This is a genomic window from Enterococcus raffinosus (assembly GCF_018917525.1).
Taxonomy (GTDB): domain Bacteria; phylum Bacillota; class Bacilli; order Lactobacillales; family Enterococcaceae; genus Enterococcus_A; species Enterococcus_A raffinosus_A.
In genome coordinates this window covers 11507-26554 of record NZ_JAHLOS010000020.1, presented here as the reverse complement: position 1 = coordinate 26554, position 15048 = coordinate 11507, and the positions used below count along the sequence as shown (strand labels likewise).

The following is a 15048-nucleotide window of genomic DNA, read 5'->3' as shown; positions in this document are numbered from 1 at the left end:
GAAGGAGTTTTTTTATGTATATCAAAGCGCTGGAATTACAACATTACGAAAAAGACGTGTATCTTAGCGTCCGAGTATTGGAATTGATGGATGATGGACAACTATATAAAAAAAGCGAGTTAGCTGAACTGCTTAAACTAGATGTTCGCAGTGTGCAGCGTCTGCTGTCGGAATTGAGCAAGCAATATCAACGATTCACGGAAACAGATTTGCCATTATTCGAAAAAAAAGGGAACAGTTATCGTCTGATAATTGCAGCTCAGACAATGGAAGAAAATCAGTTTCTGGTCGATTTGATTTGTCATTCATTAGCCTATCGCCTGCTTAATCTGTTAATTATTGAAAATGTGCGAACAATCAAGGAACTAAGCGATAAATTATACCGCAGTGAGTCTACAATCCGCCGCAAATTAAAGGAGTTACGTAAAGAATTGTCGCCGCTAAAATTGACAATTCAGCGGGGAGAGGTACTTTTCCAAGCGCCAGAATCGGTTGTGCGAATGTATTTATCAGTCTATTATTGGCGCTTGTTTCGTGGGAAAAGTTGGCCCTTTACGTTATTGCAGCATGAACCGATCAAAAAAATCAGCCGTGAGATTCAGCAGTTTTTTCAAGTTGAATTGAATCCTATTAAAGCACAGCGGTTGGACTATTTAGTAGCGGCCCACTTGCTGCGAGAGGTTCAGCAACACGGATTAAAAAAGGCTTCGAACACTCAGAGTGCCTTGAACGATGATCCACTTTTTAATGATTTTGCTCGTCAATTGAGACCAATCATGCCTGTTTATTTTCGTAAGCAAGCTCCACTAGGAAATCTTTTCTTACATTTATTAACACGAGAGGAATACTATCGTGTACCCACTATCGCAGAGAAAATCCATAGCTTATTGGCAAAGGCACCCTTTTTCGTCATCCACGAGATCGAGGCGATGTATCAGGTATTAGAAAAGAAAATCAACAATAGCGCCACATGGAGAAATTTTCAAGCTTTGCATGCTGAGAATTATTTGATCAGCGGACATTTGTATCATCATTTATTCCCTATGATTCGTTTTAATATTAATGGAAAAGCTTTTTGGACAAAGGTCACGCAGCAACAGCCAAAGCTTGCGGCATTTGTTTCTGAGCTTTTAGCGGATCAAGGTGGCAGTGAATCAATTTTATTCGGACGTTATTTATCAGTTTTGCGTCGTTTGCCGGAATTAACGGTTCAGCCCGTGTTGAGGATTTTTCTTCAGACTGATCTTCCGGAGTTTGAAGAGACCCTTTTGAAGGAGGATTTGCACCGGTTTCTAGCAAATGATTTCCAGATTGTCTTTACTGAATCAATGACTGTCAGTGACGTTTGCCTAACTACCAGCCTGCTTTATGAGGATGAAGAAGTACCGACTTTGACAATCACGCAAGAATTGCGGATGACGGATTATTTTGCCTTATTAAGGTTATTACAAGGATTCGGCGGTAAGAGTTTTTAACCGTCGAATTTTGTGCTAGAATAATGAGAACATATGTGCAGTTTGTCGGTCGCCTATCAATAGGCAAAAAGGACTGGAAACTAGCGGCAGCTAGCCTGCCGAAAATCAATTTTCTTACCCAAAGAAAGGAACAATTATGTACGAGTATATTACAGGTCGTTTGACCTTCATCAGTCCCGGCTATGTGGTACTGGATGTAAATGGGATCGGCTATCAAATCGCCACGGGCAATCCTTATCGTTACAGCAGTAAAATGGAGCAGTCTGTGACGATTTATGTCCAGCAAATCATTCGCGAGGATGCTCATTTACTATATGGCTTTGAAACCTTAGCCGAAAAAGAATTGTTTTTACGCCTGCTTTCGGTGTCTGGCATCGGACCGAAAAGCGGCTTAGCAATCATGGCGAATGACGATCATCAAGGCTTGATTCAAGCAATTGAAGCCGGAGATGTGACCTATTTGACGAAATTCCCAGGCGTCGGCAAGAAAACGGCACAGCAGATGGTCTTGGATCTCAAAGGCAAATTGACCGAATTAGTCGAAGACCCAATGTCGCTATTTTATGAGGGCAACGACGATACAGCACTTGCTGAAGCGATGGAAGCCTTGCAAGCGTTGGGCTACAGTCCAAAAGAAATCAAGAAGGTCGAAAAGGTGCTGGAAAAAGAAAGTCTGCAGAATACCGACGATTATTTACGAGCAGCCTTGAAATTAATGATGAAGAAGTAGGAGGACGACTTAGATGGATGAAGAACGTTTGCTTTCACCGGATGCAGATGAGAGTGATAAAAGTTTAGAAAAATCATTGCGTCCTCGTTATCTTGCACAATACATCGGTCAGGATAAGGTCAAGCAAGAGCTGTCAATCTATATTGAAGCAGCGAAAAACCGTCAAGAAGCACTGGATCACGTGCTGCTGTATGGACCGCCTGGTTTAGGGAAAACGACGATGGCGATGGTGATTGCCAATGAAATGGACGTGCAGATTCGCTCTACCAGCGGACCAGCGATCGAACGACCGGGTGATTTAGTCGCTATTTTGAATGAATTAGAACCTGGTGATGTGCTGTTTATCGATGAGATCCATCGTTTGCCGCGAGTAGCCGAAGAAACCTTGTATTCAGCAATGGAGGATTATTATGTCGATATCATGGTAGGGCAAGGGCCAACGGCGCATCCGGTACATTTCCCATTGCCGCCGTTTACTTTAGTCGGTGCGACGACACGTGCCGGGATGCTGTCGGCGCCATTACGCGATCGTTTTGGCATCATTTCTCATATGGAATATTATGAAGAAGAGGATTTGCGAGAGATTGTGCTGCGTTCAGCCGATATTTTTCAAACGGAGATCGTGGAGGAAGGTGCGGTCGAGATCGCACGCCGTTCACGAGGGACACCGCGGATCGCCAATCGTTTGCTGAAACGGATTCGCGATTTCGCGCAGGTTCAATCCGATGGAGTGATTGATCGAACAGTTGCGGATCAGGCATTGGGACTGCTGCAGGTTGATGGAGCGGGATTAGATTATGTCGATCAGAAATTATTGAAGACGATGATTGAGCTATACCATGGCGGACCGATCGGGTTAAGTACATTAGCAGTTAATATCGGCGAAGAGCGTGAGACTGTGGAGGATATGTACGAACCTTATTTGATTCAAAAGGGATTTATTAAGCGTACACCGCGGGGACGCATGGCGACACCGTTAGCGTATGAACATTTCAATTACCCTTATCAAGCATAGAAGGTGGAAAAATGGCGGAAGGAAAAGCGACCAAAGCAACATTTGTTCAGGCACTAGTTACTGCGTGCCAAGAAAAAAGCTATGATAAAATCACCGTTCAAGACATCAGTCAAAAGGCCAGCTTGAACCGCCAAACATTTTATTATCACTTCAAAGACAAGGATGATCTGCTCCATTACGCTTATTATCAGCGTGGGTTGCAGTATTTAGTCTCCCATGAGCTGGCATTAACCAATTGGGAAGAATCCGTTCTTAAAATGTTGAAAGAGATGCAGCTTTGTCATCAATTCTATTTGAATACCGTGCAGGCGAAGCCCGAAGTGTTGACAAAAGAGTTCAATGAACTGGCTCAGCGTCTATTTGTTCGACTATTTGATGAAGTCGATCAAGAAGGAGAGCTCTCTCAGACCGACAAAGAATTTTATGCGCGCTTTTTAGCTCATGGCTGCGGCGGTATTTTAACTGACTGGTTATTAGCCGGTGCGAATCAGCCGCCTATTACTATTGCGGCACAATTGTTTCGCTTTGCGAAGGATATCGAATTTTTCGCCTATCGGTTATATGAAAAAGACTGGAACGAGCGTTAAGCTCAATCCAGTCCATTAACGATGTGTTTGATGGTTTCATGTTTTTCGATTGCGATCGCGTTTTTTGCGACAATCTCAGCCATCTGCTCGCGAGCTTCTACACTGGCGTTGCCGATGTGCGGAGTTAGGATGACATTCGATAACTCTTTTAAGCCTTCAGTGACTTGCGGTTCGAATTCGTAGACATCTAAAGCAGCACCAGCGATTTGTCCGGTTTTTAAGGCTTGAAGCAGCGCGGCTTCGTCAATCAGTGGGCCACGAGCGGCGTTGATCAGGAAAGCACTGTCCTTCATTTGTTTAAATGTTTCGCTTGTCAGCAGATGATGTGTTTCTGCTGTTAGCGGTGCATGGAGAGTTAAGATATCCGCTTGCTGGATCAATTCTTCCTGAGAGCAATAGGTTACCTGTAATTTTTTCTCAAGTTCAGTACTTAAGGCATGGCGTTTATGATAGAGAATCTTCATTCCAAAGGCGTTCATCATTTGAGCTAAGGCTTGACCAATCTGTTCCATGCCGATGATGCCTAACGTTTTATCCTTTAATTCATGGCCTAAGAAAAAGAGCGGCGCCCAGCCGTCAAAGCCTTGATCGTGCATCAAGCGGTCTCCTTCGACGATTCGGCGAGATAGGCTGATGATCAACCCAGCCGTCAACTCGGCAGTCGCATTGGTAGAGACTACCGGTGTATTCGTTACATAGATTTTTTTCTCTTTAGCATAAGCACTGTCGATATTGTTGAAGCCAGCACCGAAATTGGCGATCAGCTTTAAGTTCGGCGCAGCATCAATGACTTCACGGTCGACTTGTGTTGATAGGGGACAAATCAATACTTCACAATCGGTGACGGCTTCAATCAATTCTTTTTTGGAGATTAAACCGTCGCCTTCATAGACCTGATAATCAAGTCCGGTTTCATCTAATAATTTAGTGCCAAGCTCTGGCAGTTTGGCGGAAAGATAAATTTTACTCATTTACAATCCCTCGTTTCATTTCGATAAATTGACTATAGCACAGGAGGAATGACATGAAAAAGATTCTATTCGTTTGTATGGGAAATATTTGCCGCTCGCCTATGGCAGAGGCGATTTTTCGCGATGCCTTTGAGAAGAAACAGGAGAACAATTTTGATGTTGATTCAGCAGCGACGAGTCGCTGGGAGGTGGGCAATCCACCCCATCGCGGCACGCAAAAAATATTAGCGGAGCACCATATCTCAGCAAAAGGCATGTGGGCTCGTCAAGTGACGACTGAAGATTTCTATGAGGCTGATTACATCATCGGAATGGACCAAGAAAATGTCAGTGATCTTCAAGCGATAGCGCCAAAAGGAACAGAAAACAAGATTTATCTTTACTTGGATCGTGTCTCTGGACATGTAGGTGAGGGAATTCCCGACCCTTGGTATACCGGAGATTTTGAGGAAACTTATGAATTAATTCAGAAAGGTTTAAACGAATGGTTAACTTTTTTTGAAATGGACTAGATTCCTTGTTTTTTTGTTTGAATTTAAGTAAAATCAAACTACGTAACCATGCTCTTGATAGGAGGAAGCTGAATGACTAAAAACGAGAAGCCCAAGAAGAATTTAATCAAGCTGTTTTCGAATTCGTCGTATCGTTTCATCTCGGATTTTTTGAATGATTCTGCTGAAAAACGCGCTCAAGAGCAGGCAAATGAGAATATCTTTCTCAAGCTGAAGATGGCGTCTCTACAGAATAGTTTAGTAGTCATTCAAGTTCAGGATGAAAACAACGAAGAAAAATTTCAAACAATCTCCGGCTGGCTGCCTAAAGTGGTGACCAATGATTCTATCGTTATCCGTACTCAGGACAATCAATTGGTGATGTTGACGATTGATCGGATCAAAAAGGTGACGACTTTATCACCAAGCGGGGATCAGGAAAGTATTTCACGATAAAAGTATTTTATACATTTACGAGCAAACAGACATCTGTTATACTCTGGATGTACTAGAAAATAGAATAATACTGTCGCAAAGGGGAGCCCTCGGGCTGAGATTGAGATTACTCTAAACCCTAGTACCTGTTTCGGTTATTCGAGCGTAGGAATTGTGATGAAGTAAAGATATTTACTTCTCCTTTGTGGACTGTATGTTCAAAAGGAGGAGTTTTTTTATGTATAAGACAAAAATTTTAGTAGAAGGAACGGTCGTAGCGGCCTTAGCGTTGGTGCTGTCATTTATCCCAACGACTATTGGCAGCAGCTTTACGATTTCACTGGGAATGATCCCGTTAACATTGTTCGCTTTGCGTCGAGGATTAAAGCCAGCACTAATGTCAGCATTCATTTGGGGAATCTTGCATTTTCCAGCGAGTCAGGTTGTTTATCTCAGCGTCATTCAAGTATTGATCGAGTATCCAATCGCGTTTACCTTTGCAGGCTTTGCTGGTCTGTATGCGAAAAAGGTGCAAAAGGCTTTGAGTGAGCAAGATATGCGAAGCGTTCGAAAGAACATTGTTTTCGGGACATTTATCGGAACAGGCGCAAGATTCTTCTGGCATTTTATCGCAGGGGTCGTTTTCTGGGGAAGTTACGCTTTATGGGGAATGAATCCATGGATCTTCTCACTTGTTATGAACGGTGTCAGCGGACTTGCGACTGCGATTGTGACTGCCATTGTCGCGATTATAGTTGCAGAAAAGGCGCCGCAATTGTACTTACCGAAGGACGCCAATTTGATTCACAAACAAAGTCATCAATAAACCAAAAAAAAGCATTTGTCCTAAGTTGACAAATGCTTTTCTTAACTATGAAGAAAGTATAAAATTTTCACATGAATAAATCGTTTTACAGCAGGCATATCCATGTCCGGCTTCACGAACTAGCTTTTTCGGCAATAAGCAAAAATATTTCGAAATTTGAGAAGCAATTTAGAAATATTTTGGTCTTATTGCTCAAAAGCTGAGCGAGTTCGCGAAGCCTTTCTTATCGGAAGGAGAAGACCGGATCATCATTTTCGACATCCAGCGACCAAAGTTGCTTGGCAGTATCGTAAGTGATTTCTGCGATCTGTTGTTCCTTTTTGTAATTTTTTGGACTGCGGCGCCAACCTTTTTCATCAGATAAGAATATCGGAATGCTGTAAACGCGATTTTTCAATTCAGACTGACTGAGACAAAAAATTGCACCTTCCTGTAAGATCGGATATAATTCCTTCAATAACTCGCCATCCAAGGGAGCGACCGATGAGCCTTTGCGGAAAAAGGATCGGCGATCGTTGACTTTTTCCAAGACGATTCGAGTTAACTTGCTAGCTAGGATACGATAGAATTCGTCTAAGTAACGATAATACACACGCATCGTTTCATTTCCTAGATTGAAGTAAACAAAATTGTTTTGTAATTTATAAAAAAAAGGCGAATGTAGATGTGTTCGCATGTGTCCAAAGTAGAGTAATTCAGAAATTTCTAATGGAGTTAGTTCTTTTAGCATCGCGTAATCATTAAAATCAATCCACTTGATTCCTTTTGAATGTGTAAAGACCTTATTGTTAAAAAATTGTTGGACTTGATCGGGACTATTAACGATTTTCAAACCTGTATGAGGCTCGTATTCTCCAGCTTCTGCGACTGGATCTAGCAATAACAAATGTTTCGGCTGATGGACGATCCCATCAACAAAATCGCTGGGTGAAAAACCTTTTGAGAGCACAGCATTACTTGTGGAATCAATATAAGCAAATAACGTTTCCGGCACAAATTTTCACCCTTTCTAATAGTCGTCACAATCATTTTAACTCAATAATAAAAAAAAAGCTCGTATCTTTTATTTTAAAATTTGATTACAAATCCCTTAATAACTGCAACATTGAAGCACCTTTTTAACATTTAAAATCATTTTAATAAATAACGACTTTGCCATCTATTTATTTCTTTTTTTTAATTTTTTTCTATTAAGTGAAAGTAGTGTCACGAGATTTAATAGAGTATGATATGATTAGCGCAAGAATGCAGGAGGCTTGAGATGAAGAAAAAAAGAAATTGGCTAATAAATATTTTTCTTTTCTTATTGTTGTTAGTAGGTTTAGCTTTGATCTTTAACAATCAAATCAAATATTTTTTGATGCAATATAATGGTGAACGTTATGCCGTAGCGAAAATGGATCGAGCAGAGATCGATAAAAACATGGAAAAAGAGGCATCATTTGATTTTGATGCGGTAGAGCCGGCAAGTACCGAAGCGGTTTTGCAGGCACAATTAAGCAATAAACGCTTACCAGTAATTGGCGGTATTGCCATCCCTTCAGTAGAGATTAACCTGCCGATTTTCAAGGGCTTATCCAACGAGGTGCTGCTTTACGGAGCAGGGACATTATCTCCAGATCAAAAACTTGGCGAAGGTAACTATGCATTGGCAAGTCACCGGGCAGATCGACCTGGATTGTTATTTACACCACTCGAAAGTGTTAAAGAAGGCGATTTGATCTATTTGACTGATTTGCACAATATCTACACATATAAGACAACGTTGAAGGTTCGCGTACAGCCGACAGAAGTGAAGTATTTGGACGTACAGCCAGATAAACAGCAGGTAACCTTGATTACCTGTGGCGAAATTGAAGGTGTAACCCGAATCATCGTTCAAGGCGATCTTATTGCTATGACTCCTGTCAACAACGCTACTGATCCGATGCGCAAAGCATTTGAGATGGAACAGCGTACTTATTAAACACCCGAAATGGTTAATTTTTGAAATAACCCTTTATCAGAAAGCTTCAAGGCGCGCCTTGAAGTTTTTTGTTGCGAGAAAATTTCTGCTATACTGAAATAAATATGCGGAATTAACGTATGGTAAAAAATTAGGGGAGGAAGCGATGGAGCTAAAGCGGATTTACATATCGGATGTCGTAGCATTTTGGGGAAAATTCCAACAGACGCAACTGCTTTTTCCCTTCTATGCCTCTCATAGTCAAGGTCGGTCGGCCTTTTTAACAGCTGTAAAACACGGCGAAGGCTATTGGATACAACACAAGTCCCAATGGCTGCTAGTAGATAAAACCGACGAAGGCGATCTATGGAAAATCAATAATGTATTAATATCAACGGCACTTAACTGGCAAACAGCTTTTGTGATGCTGGAAAATGCTGCTCGTCAAAAGTTTAAACAGGCGCTGAAACTTACCATTGAAGCGAATCCTATTTTGCAACAGTGGTTGACTACTCAAGGCTATCAATTCGTTAATGGTGTTTGGCAAAAGGAACTAGTCTATCATACTGGCCTAGTACTGGGCGGGGGCGGTGCCCGAGGCGCCTATCAAATTGGTGTTTGGAAGGCATTGCTAGAAAAGAATATTCAATTTGAAGTGATTGCAGGCACCTCAGTCGGGGGCTTGAATGGTGCACTAATCGCTCAAAGAGATTACAATCAAGCGTTAGCGTTGTGGGAGGAGATCGAGACTGATAAGGTTTTGGATATCACCTTTAAGGAAGTTGAGGAGCTGGATTTTTCGGCACAGGTAGATCAACTACGGACGTTTGTCCGCACCTCTTTACGTCAGCGCGGTGTGTCTTCTGCACCTCTCAGGCGCCTGCTGGAAGAACATTTGGATGGCGAGAGGGTTCAGGGCGGCTGTCCATTTTATGTTGTCACAACGAAGGTTCCTGCCTTTCAAGAAGTGATCATTTCACTTAATGAATGTCACGAAGAGGAGATCATTGACTGGCTGCTGGCGTCAGCGTCCTTTTTTCCTATGATGGCAATGGCGAGGATCAAGAATGAGCTGTATGTGGATGGCGGCTATCGCAATAATTTGCCGGTCGATATCGCTTTGCAAAAACCAATTACGGAAGTGATCATTGTCGATGTTCATGGTCCTGGAATAGACAAAAAGTATCGATTACCGGATAATGTTGCTGGACTGGTTCTTGCAACCCCGTGGAGTTTAGGGGATCTTCTGCTGTTTCAGAGTGCTCGTTCCTCGGAAAATATTGATTTGGGCTATTTGGAGACGAAACGGGCCTTGGGTATGCTGCAAGGTTATCGCTACTTTTTCAGTTGTAAAGTTGATTTTGAAGCAATAACGCGGAAGTTTCTACGGTATCTTAAAACCGAAATTTCAATTGATTTGGGTTCTCTCTATCTAGAGCTGAAAAAGTTTTTCCGTCAAGACATACCGATAGAACTGCTAAGTTTAGCATTCATGGAATTTTTTGCCTATTGGGTAAATGTTTCGCCAGTACGTGTTTTTACACCGCAGGAATTTATTGAAACGATCCTACGGCAATTTGAGATGCCAATCAAGTTGAATGGAAATTATTCAGTCCAGGAGCAAATTGAAGATTTTATTGAGAATCACAATATTTTTTCTGATTACTATCAGGTTTTACAGATTTATCAGCTGGAGGGTTCTTTGGAGACGATGTACCGTCGTTGGCCGATACCGACCATGCTGGCACTCTTTTTTAAATACATGCGAAACGGCTATCTCATTAATGACCTGTATAATGAGAAGTAGCTGATAGTTATATACTAGGAGGAACAAGAATGGCAGAGTTTAATTATGAAATCGTAGAAGAAATCGCAGTTTTATCGGAAAATCCGAAGGGCTGGCGTAAGGAACTGAATTTAGTGAGCTGGAATGAACGTCCGCCAAAATTTGATTTACGGGATTGGGCCCCGAACCATGAGAAGATGGGAAAAGGTGTAACTTTGAGCAACGAAGAATTTGCGGTATTGAAGGAAACGTTAAGCAAGATGTAGTTTGTACAGAAGGGATCAGATAAAATGAAGAGTATGACTGGTTACGGGCAAGCGGCACAAGCTAATGATGCCTATGAGTTGAATATTGAACTAAAGAGTGTCAATAATCGCTTTTTAGATTTACAAATTCGGATGCCCAAAGAATTAAACCCTTTTGAGTCCTTGATTCGCAAGATCGCGAAGGAAAAAATCCAGCGGGGACGGGTAGATGTTTTTATTAACTTAACACCGATAAAAAGCGGTAATAAACAGGTTTCAGTTGATTGGCCGCTGTTACAGCAATTGGTTACTGAGCTGCAGAATGGCGGAAAAGAACATTTTGGTATCGTTGATTTTCCAGTGGAGCAAGTCTTGGTCAAGGCGATGGAACAAAGTGATTTTGTGACGCTGATTGATCAACCCACAGAAGAAGAGACGCTAGAGGAATTAGTCCAAGCAGCAGCTAATGAAGCATTTACTCAATTAGCAGCTAGTCGTGAATCCGAAGGGGCAGGGATTCGAAAAGTTTTAGTAGACTACGGCAGCAAAGTCCAAGCTTTAGTAACTCAGTTAAATGGTTTCGTAACTGAGTATGAAGCAGATTTTCAACAACGGTATCAAGCAAAACTAGAAGAATATTTAGGAAATACTGTCGACCAAGACCGCTTATTAACGGAACTGGCGATTTTGTTGGAACGGGGAGACATCCATGAAGAACTCGATCGCTTAACTATCCATTTGGAAAAATTAGCAAAACTTTTGGAAAGCACCGAGCCAGTCGGCCGTGAGCTGGATTTCTTGTTGCAAGAAATGAATCGAGAAGTCAATACGATTGGGTCAAAATCCAGTCCGATCCAGATTAAGGACATTGTAGTTCAACTAAAAACAATTTTAGAAAAAATTCGCGAACAGATCCAAAATGTTGAATAGTTTTGAGCGATTCCATAAGAAATATGGGGCAGCTTAACGATGCCTCTTGAAATTTTCACAAAAAAAGTGCACAATAGGCGTTAGCGAAAAAGAGCATGAAAGGGCGTTAGTATGTCTGAACGAGGACTGTTGATTGTATTGTCGGGACCTTCCGGAGTTGGAAAAGGAACGGTCAGGAAAGCCATTTTTGAAAGAGACGATAATGAGTTCCAATACTCCGTCTCAATGACCACCCGTCCGATGCGGGAAGGGGAAGTAGATGGTGTCGATTATTATTTCCGCACGAAAGAAGAATTTGAAGCGATGATCGAAGCGGGCGAGATGCTGGAATATGCTGAATATGTCGGAAATTATTATGGTACGCCGCTAACTTATGTGAACAAAACATTGGATGAAGGCAAAGATGTCTTTTTAGAGATCGAAGTCCAAGGTGCCCAGCAAGTAAAAGAAAAAGTACCAGATGGTGTCTTTATTTTCTTAACACCACCAGATCTTGCCGAACTAAAGGCACGGATCGTTGGAAGAGGTACTGATAGCCCTGAAGTGATCGAAGAACGGATGCGTGTAGCACGCCAAGAAATCGAAATGATGGCCCTTTATGATTATGCTGTTGTTAATGATCAAGTACCAAAAGCTGTCGATCGAATCAAAGATATCATCGTCAGTGAACATTACCGAGTTGACCGAGTAATTGGTAAATATATTAAAATGTTAAAGGAGATATAAGCTTATGATGTTAAAACCTTCAATTGATACGTTATTAGACCATGTGAATTCGAAATATTCTTTAGTTATCTTAGCTAGTAAACGCGCGCATGAATTAGATTCAGGGGCACAACCAACCTTAGATTCGTTTGAATCAGTGAAGAGTGTGGGACAAGCACTAGAAGAAATTGATGCTGGAACAGTCATCAATGATCCGCATCCAGAAATCAAACGGGAACGTTTAAAAATGGAAGAGGAAGAACGCCATTTGCAACGTGAACGTGATCAACGTGACCTAGAAGCACGGATTCGCAACGAACAAAACTAGGCAAAACATTTTTTTGCTGATGAAGCGTAAATGGGATTGTACCAATAATTTGGCGCAGTCCCTTCTTTTTTGTGCCAAAGTTTTCCTTACATAGTTTCATTAATTTAGGTGTTTATAGCAAAAATCGAGTACAATATTTAAGAATGGAGGCGGAAAAGAATGAAATTAGCACAAGTGATCGTGGATGTTCCGGCGATGCAGACAGATCAACCATTTAGCTACTTGATACCGCCTCAATTGGCGGTTGAAGTTGGGATGCGAGTAGAGGTCGGTTTCGGTCCGCGGCACGTCCAAGGCTTCGTGGTTGGTTTTGAAACTGCGCCTGAACCGTTGCCAGATAATTTGAAACCGATTATTCGGGTGCTGGATTTAACCCCCGTTTTGAACAAAGAATTATTGGCATTGGCGGATTATATGAAAGAGACGACCTTTGCTTTCAAAGTGACCTGCTTGCAAACAATGCTGCCTAGCGTAATGAAGGCAGATTATCAAAAGCGCTTGTATCTTGTTACGGAGAATGCGTCCGTTCAAGCAAAGTATTTCGGCAACTCCGATTCACTAACGTGGGAAGAAGCGGAAGCACAGGGCTGGCTAAAAGAACTAGCCGAATTGCGTGAACAAGGCATTGTTGAATTACGCTATGAGGTTCATACAAAGAATAAAGTAAAAACAGAACGCTACATTAAGCGACGTTTTGCGCTGGAAAATCTGAAGAAATTAAAAGCAGAGTTACGTAAAAATTCCTACAAGCAAGAACAACTACTGGATTATTTAGCAGCGTTGAATGAGGAAGAACTGATCGCGGTGAAACAAATGAAGGCAGAGGATTTTTCATTAGCTAATCTGAACCAAGCAGAGAAAAAGGGCTGGCTAGTATTTGTAGCGGTTGAGAAATATCGTGATCCTTATGCCGAAAGAGAGATTAGCCAAACATCAGCACTAGATTTGAATGACGAACAAAGAGTCGCTTATGAGACAATTAGTCAAAAAAGTGCTGATCATGAACATCAGGTTTTCTTATTAGAGGGTGTAACTGGCAGCGGCAAGACAGAGGTCTACTTGCAGGTCATTCAAGATGTGCTGGCAAATGGTCAGACAGCTATGATGCTGGTACCGGAAATTTCATTGACGCCGCAAATGGCAACACGCTTTAAGGCACGGTTCGGCAGTGAAGTAGCTGTTTTACATAGTGGTTTATCACAGGGGGAAAAATACGATGAATGGCGTAAATTAGAACGTGGAGAAGCTCATGTGGTTGTAGGAGCTCGTTCAGCCATTTTTGCTCCATTAGAAAATTTAGGTGTGATCATCATTGATGAAGAACACGAAACTAGCTACAAACAAGATGAATCTCCTCGTTATCATGCGCGTGATTTAGCGATTTGGCGTGGGAAATACCACGATTGTCCAGTTGTTTTAGGGAGTGCAACTCCTTCTTTAGAATCTCGGGCGCGAGGACAGAAGGGTGTTTACCAGTTATTAAAGCTTAATGAACGTGCAAATGCACAAGCATCATTACCAACCGTCGAAATTGTTGACATGCGTGAAGAAATGCAGCGCCGATTAAACTCCTCCTTTTCTGAAAAACTGGAAGAAAAATTGCGCGATCGTTTAGCCAAAGGTGAACAAAGTGTATTACTATTGAATCGTCGCGGGTACTCTTCATTTGTGATGTGCCGCGATTGCGGATTTGTGTTGCCTTGTCCCAATTGCGATATTTCTTTGACCTTGCATATGGATACGAAGACAATGCGTTGCCATTACTGTGGGCACGAGGAGGGGATTCCCCGCCGTTGTCCAGAATGCGGCAAGGATAAGATTCGTTATTTTGGAACCGGAACAGAAAAAGTTCAAGAAGAACTAGCGGAATTAATTCCAGAGGCCCGTGTGTTACGGATGGATGTCGATACGACCCGGCGTAAAGGCGCCCACGAAAAGATCTTAACGGCTTTCGGAGATCGAGAAGCGGATATTTTACTAGGTACGCAGATGATCGCAAAAGGGTTAGATTTTCCAAATGTGACTCTGGTTGGCGTGTTGAATGCCGATACGGCATTGAATCTGCCAGATTTCCGCTCTAGTGAACGAACCTTTCAATTGCTGACGCAGGTCAGCGGCAGAGCAGGGCGTGGAGAAAAAGCCGGTGAGGTTGTTATTCAAACCTTCAATCCAGAGCACTACACGATCAAGCTAGCACAGCATCATGATTACGAAAGCTTTTTCCAACAAGAAATGCGAATTCGTCATCAGACGGATTACCCGCCTTATTATTACACGGTCAAGGTGACAGTTTCTCATCAAGAAGAAATGCGGGCGGCTCAAAAAGCGTTTCAATTAGCTGAACAACTACGCAATCAGCTAAGTCCCCAAAGTATTCTGTTAGGTCCGACACCGGGGGCGATCTTGCGGATCAAAAATCGTTATTACTACCAATTGATTATCAAATATAAAAATGAACCGAAGCTACAAGCAACTTTAGAAGATATTTTACAAGTAAGTCAAAAAGATCAACGCCAAGGCTTATTGATCGCTATTGACAACGAACCGATGTATTTTATCTAAAAAATCTCATCAATGGA

16 protein-coding genes and 1 riboswitch are annotated in these 15048 nt (G+C 42.0%); of the genes, 14 read left to right on the top strand and 2 right to left on the bottom strand.

Annotation, left to right across the window (positions count from 1 at the left end):
* Positions 1 to 14: 14 nt before the first annotated feature.
* The 4 genes from KQI58_RS13135 to KQI58_RS13120 all read left to right on the top strand — a co-directional run bounded on the left by KQI58_RS13135 (position 15) and on the right by KQI58_RS13120 (position 3807).
* Positions 15 to 1475, top strand: coding sequence for a helix-turn-helix domain-containing protein (locus tag KQI58_RS13135; RefSeq protein WP_216409544.1), 1461 nt, complete (start codon positions 15 to 17; stop codon positions 1473 to 1475).
* Between the two features lie 136 nt (positions 1476 to 1611).
* Complete coding sequence (gene ruvA, locus KQI58_RS13130; protein ID WP_216409543.1) at positions 1612 to 2205, top strand: Holliday junction branch migration protein RuvA; 594 nt, start codon at positions 1612 to 1614, stop codon at positions 2203 to 2205.
* Positions 2206 to 2218: 13 nt separating this feature from the next.
* The gene (gene ruvB, locus KQI58_RS13125) at positions 2219 to 3220 is read left to right on the top strand and encodes a Holliday junction branch migration DNA helicase RuvB (RefSeq protein ID WP_216409542.1); all 1002 of its coding nucleotides are present in this window, start codon (positions 2219 to 2221) and stop codon (positions 3218 to 3220) included.
* Between the two features lie 11 nt (positions 3221 to 3231).
* A complete protein-coding gene (locus tag KQI58_RS13120) occupies positions 3232 to 3807 on the top strand; it encodes a TetR/AcrR family transcriptional regulator C-terminal domain-containing protein (RefSeq protein WP_216409541.1) in 576 nt (191 codons plus the stop codon).
* A 2-nt stretch (positions 3808 to 3809) separates the two neighbouring features.
* Here KQI58_RS13120 and KQI58_RS13115 read toward each other — a convergent pair whose 3' ends face one another.
* Positions 3810 to 4778 (bottom strand): 2-hydroxyacid dehydrogenase family protein, encoded by a 969-nt coding sequence (locus KQI58_RS13115; RefSeq protein ID WP_216409540.1) that lies wholly within the window; start codon positions 4776 to 4778, stop codon positions 3810 to 3812.
* Between the two features lie 53 nt (positions 4779 to 4831).
* On the opposite strand from KQI58_RS13115, the gene KQI58_RS13110 reads away from it, so the two are divergent.
* The 3 genes from KQI58_RS13110 to thiT all read left to right on the top strand — a co-directional run bounded on the left by KQI58_RS13110 (position 4832) and on the right by thiT (position 6530).
* On the top strand, positions 4832 to 5290 hold the full coding sequence (locus KQI58_RS13110) for a low molecular weight protein-tyrosine-phosphatase (RefSeq protein ID WP_216409539.1): 459 nt from the start codon (positions 4832 to 4834) through the stop codon (positions 5288 to 5290).
* A 72-nt stretch (positions 5291 to 5362) separates the two neighbouring features.
* On the top strand, positions 5363 to 5725 hold the full coding sequence (locus tag KQI58_RS13105; RefSeq protein WP_216409538.1) for a hypothetical protein: 363 nt from the start codon (positions 5363 to 5365) through the stop codon (positions 5723 to 5725).
* Positions 5726 to 5794: 69 nt separating this feature from the next.
* A riboswitch (TPP riboswitch) is annotated at positions 5795 to 5893 on the top strand.
* 49 nt (positions 5894 to 5942) lie between these two features.
* Positions 5943 to 6530 (top strand): energy-coupled thiamine transporter ThiT, encoded by a 588-nt coding sequence (gene thiT / locus KQI58_RS13100; RefSeq protein WP_216409537.1) that lies wholly within the window; start codon positions 5943 to 5945, stop codon positions 6528 to 6530.
* A gap of 223 nt (positions 6531 to 6753) precedes the next feature.
* On the opposite strand, the gene KQI58_RS13095 is transcribed toward thiT, so the two are convergent.
* Positions 6754 to 7524, bottom strand: a complete 771-nt coding sequence (locus KQI58_RS13095; RefSeq protein WP_216409536.1) for a hypothetical protein — start codon at positions 7522 to 7524, stop codon at positions 6754 to 6756.
* Between the two features lie 267 nt (positions 7525 to 7791).
* Between KQI58_RS13095 and KQI58_RS13090 the strand changes: the two genes are divergently transcribed.
* The 7 genes from KQI58_RS13090 to priA all read left to right on the top strand — a co-directional run bounded on the left by KQI58_RS13090 (position 7792) and on the right by priA (position 15031).
* Positions 7792 to 8496, top strand: a complete 705-nt coding sequence (locus KQI58_RS13090; protein ID WP_216409535.1) for a class A sortase — start codon at positions 7792 to 7794, stop codon at positions 8494 to 8496.
* A 145-nt stretch (positions 8497 to 8641) separates the two neighbouring features.
* Positions 8642 to 10282, top strand: a complete 1641-nt coding sequence (locus KQI58_RS13085; protein WP_216409534.1) for a patatin-like phospholipase family protein — start codon at positions 8642 to 8644, stop codon at positions 10280 to 10282.
* A 29-nt stretch (positions 10283 to 10311) separates the two neighbouring features.
* Entirely contained in the window at positions 10312 to 10527 is a 216-nt protein-coding gene (locus KQI58_RS13080; RefSeq protein WP_216409533.1) for a YdbC family protein, read from the top strand.
* A gap of 24 nt (positions 10528 to 10551) precedes the next feature.
* Complete coding sequence (locus tag KQI58_RS13075) at positions 10552 to 11436, top strand: YicC/YloC family endoribonuclease (protein WP_216409532.1); 885 nt, start codon at positions 10552 to 10554, stop codon at positions 11434 to 11436.
* 111 nt (positions 11437 to 11547) lie between these two features.
* Positions 11548 to 12162: a guanylate kinase gene (gene gmk, locus KQI58_RS13070; protein ID WP_088933651.1), complete on the top strand. Its 615-nt coding sequence runs from the start codon at positions 11548 to 11550 to the stop codon at positions 12160 to 12162.
* A 4-nt stretch (positions 12163 to 12166) separates the two neighbouring features.
* Positions 12167 to 12469 carry a DNA-directed RNA polymerase subunit omega gene (gene rpoZ, locus KQI58_RS13065; protein WP_216409531.1) on the top strand — a complete coding sequence of 101 codons (303 nt, stop codon included), beginning with the start codon at positions 12167 to 12169 and terminating at the stop codon, positions 12467 to 12469.
* Positions 12470 to 12628: 159 nt separating this feature from the next.
* The gene (gene priA / locus KQI58_RS13060) at positions 12629 to 15031 is read left to right on the top strand and encodes a primosomal protein N' (protein WP_216409530.1); all 2403 of its coding nucleotides are present in this window, start codon (positions 12629 to 12631) and stop codon (positions 15029 to 15031) included.
* The last annotated feature ends 17 nt before the right edge of the window (positions 15032 to 15048 follow it).

Excerpts from the sequence above, each read along its gene's own strand:
- KQI58_RS13105 (WP_216409538.1), top strand. The coding sequence starts at position 5,363 with ATGACTAAAAACGAGAAGCCCAAGAAGAATTTAATCAAGCTGTTTTCG.
- KQI58_RS13080 (WP_216409533.1), top strand. The coding sequence starts at position 10,312 with ATGGCAGAGTTTAATTATGAAATCGTAGAAGAAATCGCAGTTTTATCG.
- KQI58_RS13085 (WP_216409534.1), top strand. The coding sequence starts at position 8,642 with ATGGAGCTAAAGCGGATTTACATATCGGATGTCGTAGCATTTTGGGGA.
- ruvA (WP_216409543.1), top strand. The coding sequence starts at position 1,612 with ATGTACGAGTATATTACAGGTCGTTTGACCTTCATCAGTCCCGGCTAT.
- KQI58_RS13110 (WP_216409539.1), top strand. The coding sequence starts at position 4,832 with ATGAAAAAGATTCTATTCGTTTGTATGGGAAATATTTGCCGCTCGCCT.
- thiT (WP_216409537.1), top strand. The coding sequence starts at position 5,943 with ATGTATAAGACAAAAATTTTAGTAGAAGGAACGGTCGTAGCGGCCTTA.
- priA (WP_216409530.1), top strand. The coding sequence starts at position 12,629 with ATGAAATTAGCACAAGTGATCGTGGATGTTCCGGCGATGCAGACAGAT.
- KQI58_RS13090 (WP_216409535.1), top strand. The coding sequence starts at position 7,792 with ATGAAGAAAAAAAGAAATTGGCTAATAAATATTTTTCTTTTCTTATTG.
- rpoZ (WP_216409531.1), top strand. The coding sequence starts at position 12,167 with ATGATGTTAAAACCTTCAATTGATACGTTATTAGACCATGTGAATTCG.
- KQI58_RS13075 (WP_216409532.1), top strand. The coding sequence starts at position 10,552 with ATGAAGAGTATGACTGGTTACGGGCAAGCGGCACAAGCTAATGATGCC.
- gmk (WP_088933651.1), top strand. The coding sequence starts at position 11,548 with ATGTCTGAACGAGGACTGTTGATTGTATTGTCGGGACCTTCCGGAGTT.
- KQI58_RS13135 (WP_216409544.1), top strand. The coding sequence starts at position 15 with ATGTATATCAAAGCGCTGGAATTACAACATTACGAAAAAGACGTGTAT.
- KQI58_RS13120 (WP_216409541.1), top strand. The coding sequence starts at position 3,232 with ATGGCGGAAGGAAAAGCGACCAAAGCAACATTTGTTCAGGCACTAGTT.
- ruvB (WP_216409542.1), top strand. The coding sequence starts at position 2,219 with ATGGATGAAGAACGTTTGCTTTCACCGGATGCAGATGAGAGTGATAAA.
- KQI58_RS13115 (WP_216409540.1), bottom strand. The coding sequence starts at position 4,778 with ATGAGTAAAATTTATCTTTCCGCCAAACTGCCAGAGCTTGGCACTAAA.